Here is an 11,837-nt window from a genome sequence, read left to right on the forward strand (position 1 = left end):
GCGGGCGTTACCGTAATGTTACCCGGGTTGCGTGCTGAGGAGATTCAGCGCGATTTTGCAGAGCCCCGTCGTGAGGAAGCGCATGTCCCGTCAAATCAAGCGGATTAACCAGAAGTCCAACGCCGCCAAGCGCGCAGTTGCCGGCACCGTCGCCGGTGCCGCACTGGTCGGTGGCGCGGGCACTGCCCTGGCCACCCAGAAGCAGGTCACGGTGGACGTCAACGGTGAGGCAACAAACGTACGCACCTACGCCGGCGATGTCGCGGGTGCGCTCGCCTCCGCCGGCGTGACGGTAGCGCCGGAGGATCTGGTGTACCCGGCGCCGGGAGAAAAGCTGGCTAGCGGCGATACCGTCACAGTGCGCACCGCCAAGCCGGTTGCTGTGGTGATCGACGGTGTGGCCCAGCAGATCACCTCCACCGCGAGCACGGTAGGCGAGCTGATCGACCAAGCTGGTGTTGCCGGCGCCTCCGCCGTCAACGCCGACCGCGAACAGCCGCTTGCCGACGGCATGAATGTGGATGTGACCACCCCGAAGATTGTCGCGCTGCGCGACGGCGGCAAACTGACCTACGTTTCCGCTGCGGCGAAAACTGTTGGGGAGCTCCTGTCTGCACGCGGCGTGACGTTCGATTCGGATGACCGCCTCAATGTCGCGCTGGCAGACGCGGTTGTGCCCGGCATGGAAATTGTGCTGGACCGGGTGAGCACCGTCGACCGGCCGGAGACCGTGGTGGTGGAGGCGCCTGCGGAGTACGTCGAGGACGACGCGCTGGACGAGGGCGCCGAGAAGGTCCGTGAGAAGGGCGAGCAGGGAGAGACCAAGGTCATCCACCGCACCGTCACCGTCAACGGCGTCGTCGAGTCCGAGGGCATCGCCGAGGAAAAGGTAGTGAAAAAGGCGAAGCCGGCCGTTATCGCCCGCGGAACCAAACGGGCCGTAGCTGCCTCCGGTAACACGGGTGCGGCCGCCCCGGCTGTAGCGGGTGGCAGTGTGTGGGATTCCATCGCACAGTGCGAATCAGGCGGTAACTGGGCCATCAACACCGGCAACGGCTACCAGGGTGGGCTGCAGTTCTCGCCGTCTACTTGGGCAGGCCACGGTGGCACCGCATACGCTCCGACCGCGGATCAGGCGACCCGCGAGCAGCAGATCGCCGTGGCGGAGCGGGTTCAGGCGTCCCAGGGCTGGGGTGCCTGGCCGGCTTGCACCGCCCGCCTGGGTATCCGCTAAATGGGGCAGTCGCACCTGCTCGGGCCAGCCGAGATCCGGGAACTTGCCGCCGAGCTGGGCGTCACGCCGACGAAAAAGCTCGGGCAGAACTTCCTGCACGATCCAAATACCGTGCGCCGCATCGTCGCCGCGGCTGAGCTCGCGGCCGACGACAACGTCGTGGAGGTCGGGCCGGGCTTGGGCTCTCTAACGCTGGGGCTGCTGGACACCGCCGCCAGCGTCACTGCGTTGGAGATCGATCCGCGTCTCGCCGGCCGTTTGCCTGCCACCGTGCAGGCGTTCGCGCCGGAGTACGCCGACCGGTTAACCGTGGTGAATACGGATGCTCTGCAGGTTCGCCGCACTGATCTGCCTGTCGCGCCCACTGCGCTCGTGGCTAACCTGCCCTACAACGTCTCGGTGCCAGTGCTGCTGCATGTGTTGGCGGAGATGCCGTCCATACGCAGAGTGCTGGTAATGGTGCAAAAGGAAGTGGCCGACCGCCTCGCTGCTCAGCCCGGGTCCAAGATCTACGGCGTGCCCAGCGTGAAGGCCGCGTTTTACGGCGACGTTTCGCGCGCCGGGACGATTGGCAAGCACGTGTTCTGGCCTGCACCGAACATCGAATCGGGGCTCGTGCGCATCGATGTCGCTGACGACGCTCCCCGCGACCTGCGCGACACCGTCTTCCCGCTGGTAGACGCCGCGTTTGCGCAACGCCGCAAAACGCTGCGCTCGACGCTATCGGGCATCTACGGTTCGGCCGCGGCCGCCGAGGATGCGCTGCGCGCCGCCGGCATCGACCCGGGGCTGCGCGGGGAGAAGCTCATCGTGGATGACTTCATCCGGTTAGGCCAGGCCCGTCGTGGCTAATCGCAAGGTGCGTGAGATCGTCGCCTCCGCGCCGGGCAAGGTGAACCTGCACCTCGGCGTGGGTGAGGCGCGCGCGGACGGTTACCACGATTTGGTCAGTGTCTTTCACGCGGTGGACAGGCGCGAGGTGGTGCGGCTGCGTATCGACGGCGATCCCGTCGCCGGCCCTGCCGTCGAAACCATGCGCACCACGTTTTTCGTGGACCGGCCAGACGAGGACATCGACGGGCCGGGCAACCTCGCGTGGCGCGCCGTCGAAGCCGTGGTAGCGCGCGCCGGCGTGGCCGTGCCGCGCGTGCGCATCGAGGTGGACAAGCACGTCTTCGTTGCCGGCGGGATGGCAGGTGGCTCCGCCGACGCGGCGGCCGCGCTCGTGGCCGCGAATGCGCTCGTGGCCGAGTATGGCGAACCGCTCTCGCCGCAAGTGCTGTACGAGCTCGCCGCCTCGCTCGGCGCCGATGTCCCGTTCTCGCTCATGGGTGGCACGGCCCTGGGCACCGGCCGCGGCGACGAGCTGGTGGAGATGCTCTCGCGCGGGCGCCTGCACTGGGTGTTTATCAACCCCAAGATCGGCATCAATACCGGCAAAGCATTCTCGCTTCTCGACGACCTCCGGCACGGCAACCCCGCCCTGCTCCCTCACTTGGATTCAGCGCAGCTGTCGCAGGCGTTGACCTCGGGCGACGTGGGTCGCATCGCCGCGGCGCTCCACAACGACTTAGAGGAGCCCGCGCTAACGCTGCGCCCGGTGCTCAAGCGGGTTCTCGCGGCTGCGGGGGATGCAGGCCGCCGCGCGATCGTCTCCGGGTCCGGGCCGACTGTGGCAGTGCTCTGCGACAGCGCTGATGCCACACGGTTCGCCGCTGAGCACGTGGCCGAGCAGTTCGACGCGTACGAGGTTTTCGTGGCTGAGGGCCCCGACCACGGTGCCGTTGTCGAACGTGTGAGCTAATTGGCCGTCGGGTGTGTCGGGTGCGCCCCGTAGTGTGCCTGACATGCCTCTCATCGACGCCACCCGCAATTACCTCGACGGCAACACCTCCACGGTTGAGGCTCGCCTGAGCGATTTCGCACATCCCGTGCCGCCCACCGTGAAGGGGCGGCCAATCTGGGAACACCTCCCGCGGGTGAGCGAACTCAAGCGCGACGGCCACCCGCGGGCGGCGCTGGTGCTCGCGGAGGAGCTCATGTTTGCGATGCAGGACGCCGCGTGCTCGGACCCGGCGTGGGCGCTCGACATCTACGTCGCGGAGGTGGCGGCGCTGCATCACGGGCTGGGCCAGTACAGCGACGCGGCCGCTGCTATCCGCAGCTGGCTCGCAGCCGCGCCGCAGCCGCAGCACGCTAAAGCCCGCGTGAATCTGGAAAAACGCCTGGCCAAAGCGGAGGAGCACCTCGCGCGAAGGCACGGGCGCAATCCGGCGCCACACAAGGCAGCGTGGCAGGCGAAGGTGGCGGAGGAAAAACGCTTGCCCGCCACACCCCGCGCGGAGCTCACCGGGAAGGCGCGGGCACCGAAGAAGGTGGCGGCGGCGAAGTGGATACCGTCGACAAGCGTGCTGCTCGAAGACGAGTTCGTCGCCGTCGACTTCGAAACCGCCAACCGCCTTGCTGGCGCTTCGGCGTGCCAGGTGGCGTTAGTCAAGGTCGCGGACGGGGAGGTCGTGGACCAGTTGTGCACCTACCTGCGCCCGCCGGAGGAGTACATCCTGTTTGAGTTCAGCCACATCCACGGCATCGACCGTGGCGATGTCGAGGACGCGCCCAGCTGGTTCGATATCGCCGACCACATCGTAGATTTCGTCGGCGGTGCGCCCGTGTACGCGCATAACGCCACCTTCGACGCGTCGGTGTGGCGGGGCCTGGACCGCTATTACTTCACCGGCACCTACCCGGACCAGTTCTATTGCACCTGCCGGATGGCCAGGAGGCTGCTGCCGCACCTAGCGGACCACCGCCTGCCCACGGTTGCCGGGTATTGCGCCCCGGGGTTTGCGCTCAACCACCACCGGGCGGATTCGGATGCGCTGGCGTGCGCCCACATCGTGGCCCAGTTCCAACGCAGTCGAGGGCTGCACGACTTGCTGCCTGCGTAAGATGAACAGCCGATATGGCTAACCTAATTAACCTGGAAAACGTCTCCAAAACCTGGGGGCTCAAAACGCTGCTCGACGGCGTCTCCCTCGGCGTGCAAAGCGGGGAGCGTATCGGCATCGTCGGTGTCAACGGCGGCGGCAAAACCACCTTGCTGGAAGTGCTCACCGGTATCGAACCGCCGGATGCCGGCCGCGTGTCGCACACGTCCGACCTGCGCATGGCTGTGGTGACGCAGCGCTTTCTGCTCGACGACGCCCTGACGGTCGGCCAAGCCGTTGTCGAGCCGCTTGGACTGCAGACCTTCGAATGGGCCTCAAACGCCAAGGTCCGCGAGGTGCTGCAGGGCACAGGCGTGGCCGATCTGGGCCTGGACACACCCGTGGGGCAGCTCTCCGGCGGGGAGCGCAGGCGGGTCAACCTCGCCGCGGCGCTCGCGCAGGACCTGGACCTGGTGGTCCTAGACGAGCCGACCAACCACCTCGACGTCGAGGGCGTGCAGTGGCTCGCTGACCACCTGCTGTCCCGCAAGCTCGCCGTCGTGGTGGTCACCCACGACCGCTGGTTCTTGGACACGGTCGCAACGTTGACCTGGGAGGTCCACGACGGCGCGGTGGACGTCTACGACGGCGGCTACAACGACTGGACCTTCGCCCGCGCCGAGCGCGCCCGCCAAGCCGATGCGATCGAGCAGCGCCGCCAGAACCTCGCCCGCAAAGAGCTGGCGTGGCTGCGCCGCGGCGCGCCTGCCCGCACCTCCAAGCCGCGTTACCGCATCGAGGCCGCCGAAGCGCTGATTAAGGACGTGCCGCCGCCGCGCGACACCGTCGAGCTGATGGCGTTTTCCAAGCAGCGCCAGGGCCGCGTGGTCATCGAGCTGGAAGACGCCCGCATCGATGCCCCGGACGGGCGCACCCTCGTCGACCATCTCACATGGAGGTTAGCGCCGGGCGAGCGCATCGGACTGGTCGGCGTCAACGGCTCCGGCAAAACCACGCTGCTGCGCGCCCTTGCCGGTGAACACCCGCTGGCTGCCGGCAAGCGCATCGAGGGGCAAACTACCCGCATCGGCTGGCTGCGCCAAGAGCTCGACGACCTCGATCCGGAGCGCCGCGTCATCGACGCTGTTGAGGACGTGGCCACCTACATCTCCTTTGGCAAGAAGGAGCTGTCCGCGTCTCAGCTCGCCGAGCGCCTCGGCTTTTCCCCGAAGCGGCAGCGCACTCCGGTTCGAGACCTCTCCGGCGGCGAGCGCCGCCGCCTGCAACTCACCCGCGTGCTCATGGCAGAGCCGAACGTGCTGCTTCTCGACGAGCCAACCAACGACCTGGACATCGACACACTCCAGGAGCTGGAAAACCTCCTCGACTCCTGGCCCGGCACCTTGGTGGTCATCTCGCACGACCGCTACCTCATCGAGCGCATCGCCGATTCCACCTACGCCCTCTTCGGCGACGGGAAGCTCACCAACCTGCCCGGCGGCATCCAGCAATACCTCGACACCCGCGCCGCGCAAGCCCGCACCGCCGGCACGCTGGATCTGGGGGAGGGGAAACCGGAGGACGTCGATAGGCAATCGGCCCTGAGCTCTCAGGAAGAGCGCGAACTGCGCAAACGGATGAACACGCTGGAGCGCAAGATTGCCAAGGAAGACGAACGGGCGGCGGAGCTCGAGGCCGACATCGCGGCGCTGTCCGAGGCTGGTGATTTCGAAGCCATTGGCGCAAAGACCAAAGAACTGACCGCCGCGAAGGATGCGCGCGAGGAGCTCGAGCTGGAATGGCTGGAGCTGGGAGAGCGATTAGAACGCTAGAGTAGGGCGCATGATCCTGATTAACGTGCGATTCAAACCCCTGCCCGAAAACGTGGAGAACTTCCGCGAGCTAGTCAAGGATTTCACCGACGCCTCGCGCGCCGAGGAAGGCAACATCTTCTTCGACTGGTACCGCAACGAAGACAACCCGGATGAGTACCTGCTCATCGAGGCGTTCCAGGACGACGCCGCCGAAGCCCACGTCAACTCCGAGCACTTCAAGGCCGCGCAGGAATTCTTCCCCACGATCCTCAAAGAGACCCCCACCATCATCAACACCCTCATCGAGGGCAAAACCGAGTGGGACGAGATGGCGGAGTTCAAGGTCTCCTAAGCAGCGGTTGAAGCGGTCTGCGTGACCGCGACGGCTGCGTGCGAGCTGGTGAGACGCCCCCAGGGGGAGGGGGATGTGGCGCGCGTTACCCCCGGTGTGTGACCGGTGGGGAACTCATACCTTACGATGTTGCGCGTCACATTAATTTCTCGTCTTCGAAAGGGGTGTCCCAGTGACCGCTCCGAAAAAGGCCACCGCCGGCGGCTCGACCGCGGCAGATGCGCCAGCAGCCACCTCACCGGTGAAAGCCGGCATCGGCCCCATGATCGGCGCCATTTTTCTCATGGCCACCTCGGCCATCGGCCCCGGCTTCCTCACGCAAACGTCCGTGTTCACGGTCCAGATGGGCGCGGCATTCGCGTTTGCGATCCTGCTGTCGATCCTCGTGGACATCGCCATCCAGCTCAACGTTTGGCGCATCCTCGGCGTGTCCGGGCTGCGCGCCAGCGAGCTGGCAAATGAGATCCTCCCCGGCCTTGGCTGGTTCCTCGCGATTCTCGTCGGCATCGGCGGTCTAGTCTTCAACATTGGCAACATCGCTGGCACCGGATTGGGCGTGCAGGCGCTGACGGGAGGGTCTGTCGATCCGAAGATCGGCGGTGCCATTTCCGCCATCATCGCAATCGTTGTTTTCCTCTGGAAGCGCGCAGGTGCTGCCCTGGATGTGATTGTGGGCATCCTCGGCGCCTTGATGATCGTGCTGATGCTGTACGTGGCGATCTCCTCCCACCCGCCTGTGGCCGAGGCAATGCGCCAAACCATCGCGCCGGAGAAGATCGATTTCAAAATCATCACCACCCTTATTGGCGGCTCCGTAGGCGGCTACATTGTGTTCGCGGGTGTGCACAGGCTTATCGACGCTGGGCACACAGGCCCTGAAAACCTCGACTATCTGACCAAGTCGTCCATTACCGGGATTATCGTCACCGGCATTTTGCGTGTACTGCTCTTCCTAGCAGTACTCGGCGTTGTTACGACTGGTGTCGTCCTGTCGAAGGACAATACCGCGGCAGACGTTTTCTACCACGCGGCCGGTGAGTTTGGCCGCCGGGCATTCGGCCTCGTGCTGTGGGCGGCTGGCCTGTCGTCGGTCATCGGCGCGTCATTTACCTCGATATCGTTCCTGACCAAACAGGGCTTCGACCCGAGGAAGCGCGGCTGGCTCACTGTTGGGTTCATCGTCGTCTCATCAGTGATCTACCTCTTCGTGGGTTCTGCTCCTCAGAGGCTGCTGCTCTTCGCAGGTGCATTCAACGGTTTGATTTTGCCGATCGGATTTGGGGTTGTCCTCTGGGCCGGCTTCTTCCGCAAGGATCTCCTAAAAGGTTGGGAGCCGCCCAAGTGGACCCTGTACGTGGGGCTGATCGTGCTCGTCGGTTGTGCCTGGATGGGGTGGTCTTCCATCTCCCGGCTCCCGGAGATTTGGGCGTAGCCTAGCTGTATGCAGCCCGCTTTCATGCCTCCAGCGCAAGCCCGCGCGTTGTTCCGCACCACCGATGTGGCGACAACGGCGGGCTTTTCCGCTGGCTACGCCCAGGCTAACCTTATCGCGCTGGACAAGAAGTACGCCTTCGATTTTCTGCTGTTTGCGCAGCGCAACCCGAAGCCGTGCCCGCTACTTGGCGTGCTCGAGCCAGGGCAGGTGACATCGCCGCTGCTCGCCGGCGGTGATATTCGCACCGACATCCCGTCCTACCGCGTGTTTTCGCATGGCTCGCTTATCGACGAACCTTCGGACGCTACCTCTTACTGGACCGATGACACCGTCGCGTTTCTCATCGGCTGCTCCTTCACCTTCGAACAGGCGCTGCTGGACAACGACGTGCCCGTTGCCCACATCGAGCAGGGCCGCAACGTGCCCATGTACTTGACCAACATCGACTGCGAACCCGCCGGTGTGTTCAGCGGAAAGATGGTGGTGTCCATGCGCCCCATCCCGGCGTCGCAGGTAGCTGACGCGGTGCGCATCACCTCCCGCTACCCAGCGGTGCACGGCGCGCCGGTGCACGTGGGAGAGCCGGCGCTGATCGGCATTGCGGACCTGGACGCGTCGGATTTCGGGGAGGCCGTGGACATCCCTGCGGGCACCGTGCCGGTGTTTTGGGCGTGCGGGGTAACACCTCAGTCGATCGTGATGCACTCTAAGCCCGAGCTGGCCATCTGCCACGCGCCGGGCAAGATGCTCATCACCGACGCCCGGGATCTGACCTATCAGGTTCCATAGAGGGTGTGGCTGTGGATAACGTCCGTGTGCGTCGCCGGGGGTTGTCCACAGGTTTGGGTTTTGGGGGTTGTGTGGGTGTGCGGGGTGGTTAGTGTCTGTGGCCATGAACCCGTTCGACGCACTGATCCAGGCGATGGCCGCAGAATCCATGGAGACACTGCGCCACTTCGACCTGTCCGTCGCACTGGCCGCCGGCATGGCACCAGAGCGCGCCCGCGCATGGGCGGCGATGCAGGACGTCTACTACGGGGCGACAAAGTTCACCCGTAAACAAGCCCTCGCCGCGCAGAAAGCCCACGGGTTTTCCATCGACGAACTCGCCCTGATCGAACGCCGCATCAGCGGGGTCAAAGACACGGCCGAGCGGTGGCGGCTGCGCCTAGCCCTGCTCGAGGTGCGCGGCGGGTACCGCACGATTGAACACGCCGCACGCGAACTCATCCCCGCCGACACCACCCCGAAGAAAAAACAGGTCGCCTTCTCCCGGCCGAGAAACGGCCGGGCACGCATCACCATCGACACCACCGACCGCAACGCCGCCGACCTAGAACACCGCCTGCGTAGCAGCATTGATCCGTCGCTTCCGGCCGCACCCCAAATGGAACAAGAATTCTGGCGCATCCTCGACGGCGACACCGGCGGTGTCGTTGCCGCCGCACCCCGCCCGATCGTGATGGTGCCCATCGACACCCACATGCGCATCCTCGCCGGTGCCGGCGACGAGATCGAACTGGTGCTCACCGACGGCACCACCATGACCGGGGCGGACTACCTTGCCGCCGAGTTCGGCGAGACACTGCAAGTCGCCGCATTCCACCCCACACACGGGGCGGTCAACCTGTACCGCACCACACGCTTGGCCAACCAGAAGCAGCGCGACCTTGCCGCCATGGTTTCCCCGGTGTGCGCGTTTCCCGACTGCCGCCACGGCGCATACGCGTGCCAGACGCACCACGTCACACCATGGCAACACGGCGGGCAGACCAACCTGGACAACCTCGCCCCGCTATGGCGCTACCACAACCGCGTCAACGACGACGACCCCACACGACGCAAACGCGGCCGCATCACCATGGACCGCGGCGCACCCATATGGGCCTCACCAACCGGACACCACCACACAAACACCAACCAAGGAGCACTCAACCAACTCTTCGGCGGCTAGGGGTTGTCGATGATCACCTTCATCACCTGGTGTGTATCGGCGTGGGAGAACGTCTCCCACGCCTGATCGAGCTGGTCCCACGTGAAGTGGTGGGTTGCAAGCGACGTGATTGGCAGGTCGTTCGCACGCGCCACAGCGCGAGATGAGCACCTTGTCGCCGGGTTTGAAGTTTTGCATCGCCTCGCAGATGGTGGTGGTGTCGATGCGGATGATTGCGTCTGTGGGGTCAAGGATGGTCGGTTTCGGGCGCGTGTCGACCCGGACGTCGCCTTCGCCGAAGTACGTGAGCGCTTGCATGGTCTCGGCCATAGTGAGGGTCCCTCCGTCTGTTTGTGGCGGGAGACACCCTCATTCTATGGCCGTGACGTATCCCATTTCTAGGAGATTGTCGCGATGGTGGCGTTCGCCTTCACGCGCTCGCCCTGCTTTGCGGCGAGCGAGATCTGGCCGTCGCGCGGCGCCTTAATGGAGGATTCCATCTTCATCGCCTCGATGGTGGCGATTGCGTCGCCCTTGGACACAACGTCGCCGTCGGCGACGAGCCATTCCACGATCGTCGCTTCGTAGCTGGTGGTTACCGCGCCGGCCACGTCACCGGCTGGGGTGGAGGGTTCGGCTGGGCCGGAGCCGCCGCCACCGAGCAGTGCGACGGGGAAGCCGATGGTGTGCAGCCGCCCGTCGATTTCAACGACGACGTCGCGGCGCTCGTCGTAGATGTGCTCGATGTCCACACCGTTGTGCTTCTGCGACGGGGAGTAGTTGTGATCCACCCAGTCCGTGTACACGTCCAGCGAGTCGCCGGTGATTTCGGGTGCGTCCACCATGTCGCGGTGGAACGGAAGGACGGTGCGCACACCCTCGATGTCGAATTCGCTGAGTGCCTGTTTGGCCCGGCGCAGCGCGGTGTCGCGGTCGGGGCCCCACACCACGAGCTTGCCCATCAACGAGTCGTAGTACGGCGGGATCTGGCCGCCGGTGCGCACGCCGGTGTCGATGCGCACGCCGGGGCCGGTGGGCACGTCGAAGCGGGTGACGGTGCCTGGCGAGGGCGCGAACCCGTTGGTGACGTCTTCGGCGTTGATGCGGAATTCAAACGCGTGGCCGCTTATCGACGGATCGATTCCGTTGCCAACGTCCTGGCCTTCAACGAAGGAGAGCGGCAGCCCGTCGGCGACCCGGAACTGCTCGGCGATGATGTCTACGCCGGTGACAGCCTCGGTGACGGGGTGCTCGACCTGGACGCGGGTGTTGACCTCCAAAAACGATACGGTGCCGTCCTCGGAGACGATGTATTCGACAGTGCCTGCAGACTGGTAGTTGGCCTTGCGGATGATTTCGCGCGCGCCTTCTTCGATGGCGGTGCGTTGCTCGTCGGTGAGGAACGGGGCTGGCGCTTCCTCGATCAGTTTCTGGAAGCGACGCTGGGTGGAGCAGTCTCGGGTGCCGAGGACGGCGACGTTGCCGTGGGCGTCGGCAAGCACCTGCGCCTCCACGTGGCGGGGGTGGGTGAGGAACTTCTCCACGTAGCATTCCCCGCGTCCGAAGGCTTCCTTGGCCTCGCGGCCGGCGGAGGCGAAGCCTTCCTCGATGTCGGCCTCGTCGAAGACGACTTTCAGGCCGCGGCCGCCGCCGCCGAACGCCGCTTTGATGGCGATAGGCATGCCGTGTTCTTCAGCGAAGTCGCGCGCTTCTTCCCATGTGGACAGCGGCTCCCCGGTGCCGGGCGCGAGCGGCGCGTTCGCCTCGACGGCCAGCGCGCGGGCGGAGAGCTTGTCGCCGAGCAGCTCGATGGCCTCTGGCGAGGGGCCGATCCAGGTCAGGCCGGCCTGCTCGACGGTGCGGGCGAAGTCCGCGTTTTCAGACAGGAAGCCGTAGCCGGGGTGGAGGCAGTCGGCGCCGGCGTGGTGCGCGACCTCGATCAGCGCCGGGATGTTCATGTACGTCTCGGCGGAGGTCTTGCCCGGCAGCAGGTAAGCCTCGTCGGCTACCTGCGTGTACAGGGCACCGGTGTCGGGCTCGGAGTAGACGGCGATGGAGCGGATGCCTAAATCGCGGGCGGTGCGTGCGATGCGCACGGCGATCTCGCCGCGGTTGGCAATCAGTACAGCAGAAAGAGTCATC

Annotated in this window: 11 protein-coding genes; 9 read left to right on the forward strand and 2 right to left on the reverse strand. The window is 65.5% G+C overall.

Translation table 11 applies throughout. The annotated features are described in order from the left end of the window. The first annotated feature begins 82 nt into the window (after positions 1-82). From HMA55_RS05875 to HMA55_RS05915, 9 genes are all read left to right on the forward strand, one after another. Positions 83-1,234, forward strand: a complete 1,152-nt coding sequence (locus HMA55_RS05875) for a resuscitation-promoting factor (RefSeq protein WP_181192148.1) — start codon at positions 83-85, stop codon at positions 1,232-1,234. Further along, positions 1,235-2,086, forward strand: a complete 852-nt coding sequence (gene rsmA, locus HMA55_RS05880; protein ID WP_181192149.1) for a 16S rRNA (adenine(1518)-N(6)/adenine(1519)-N(6))-dimethyltransferase RsmA — start codon at positions 1,235-1,237, stop codon at positions 2,084-2,086. Continuing rightward, complete coding sequence (locus HMA55_RS05885) at positions 2,079-3,038, forward strand: 4-(cytidine 5'-diphospho)-2-C-methyl-D-erythritol kinase (protein ID WP_257802436.1); 960 nt, start codon at positions 2,079-2,081, stop codon at positions 3,036-3,038. The genes rsmA and HMA55_RS05885 overlap by 8 nt, the downstream gene beginning before the upstream one ends. Before the next feature lie 43 nt (positions 3,039-3,081). Beyond that, the gene (locus tag HMA55_RS05890; protein WP_181192150.1) at positions 3,082-4,182 is read left to right on the forward strand and encodes a 3'-5' exonuclease; all 1,101 of its coding nucleotides are present in this window, start codon (positions 3,082-3,084) and stop codon (positions 4,180-4,182) included. A 14-nt stretch (positions 4,183-4,196) separates the two neighbouring features. Further along, the gene (locus HMA55_RS05895) at positions 4,197-5,993 is read left to right on the forward strand and encodes an ABC-F family ATP-binding cassette domain-containing protein (RefSeq protein WP_181192151.1); all 1,797 of its coding nucleotides are present in this window, start codon (positions 4,197-4,199) and stop codon (positions 5,991-5,993) included. A gap of 10 nt (positions 5,994-6,003) precedes the next feature. Continuing rightward, a complete protein-coding gene (locus HMA55_RS05900; protein WP_181192152.1) occupies positions 6,004-6,327 on the forward strand; it encodes a putative quinol monooxygenase in 324 nt (107 codons plus the stop codon). Positions 6,328-6,589: 262 nt separating this feature from the next. Further along, positions 6,590-7,759, forward strand: coding sequence for an NRAMP family divalent metal transporter (locus tag HMA55_RS05905; RefSeq protein ID WP_181192245.1), 1,170 nt, complete (start codon positions 6,590-6,592; stop codon positions 7,757-7,759). Positions 7,760-7,768: 9 nt separating this feature from the next. Next, positions 7,769-8,551 (forward strand): putative hydro-lyase, encoded by a 783-nt coding sequence (locus HMA55_RS05910; RefSeq protein WP_181192153.1) that lies wholly within the window; start codon positions 7,769-7,771, stop codon positions 8,549-8,551. A gap of 103 nt (positions 8,552-8,654) precedes the next feature. Then, positions 8,655-9,716, forward strand: coding sequence for an HNH endonuclease signature motif containing protein (locus HMA55_RS05915; protein ID WP_181192154.1), 1,062 nt, complete (start codon positions 8,655-8,657; stop codon positions 9,714-9,716). On the opposite strand, the gene HMA55_RS05920 is transcribed toward HMA55_RS05915, so the two are convergent. After that, positions 9,713-9,850 (reverse strand): hypothetical protein, encoded by a 138-nt coding sequence (locus tag HMA55_RS05920; RefSeq protein WP_181192155.1) that lies wholly within the window; start codon positions 9,848-9,850, stop codon positions 9,713-9,715. The genes HMA55_RS05915 and HMA55_RS05920 overlap by 4 nt on opposite strands. A 243-nt stretch (positions 9,851-10,093) precedes the next feature. Continuing rightward, positions 10,094-11,836 carry an acetyl/propionyl/methylcrotonyl-CoA carboxylase subunit alpha gene (locus tag HMA55_RS05925; RefSeq protein WP_181192156.1) on the reverse strand — a complete coding sequence of 581 codons (1,743 nt, stop codon included), beginning with the start codon at positions 11,834-11,836 and terminating at the stop codon, positions 10,094-10,096. Position 11,837: the final 1 nt, after the last annotated feature.

The sequence above is a fragment of the Corynebacterium wankanglinii genome (assembly GCF_013601005.1).
GTDB classification, from domain to species: domain Bacteria; phylum Actinomycetota; class Actinomycetes; order Mycobacteriales; family Mycobacteriaceae; genus Corynebacterium; species Corynebacterium wankanglinii.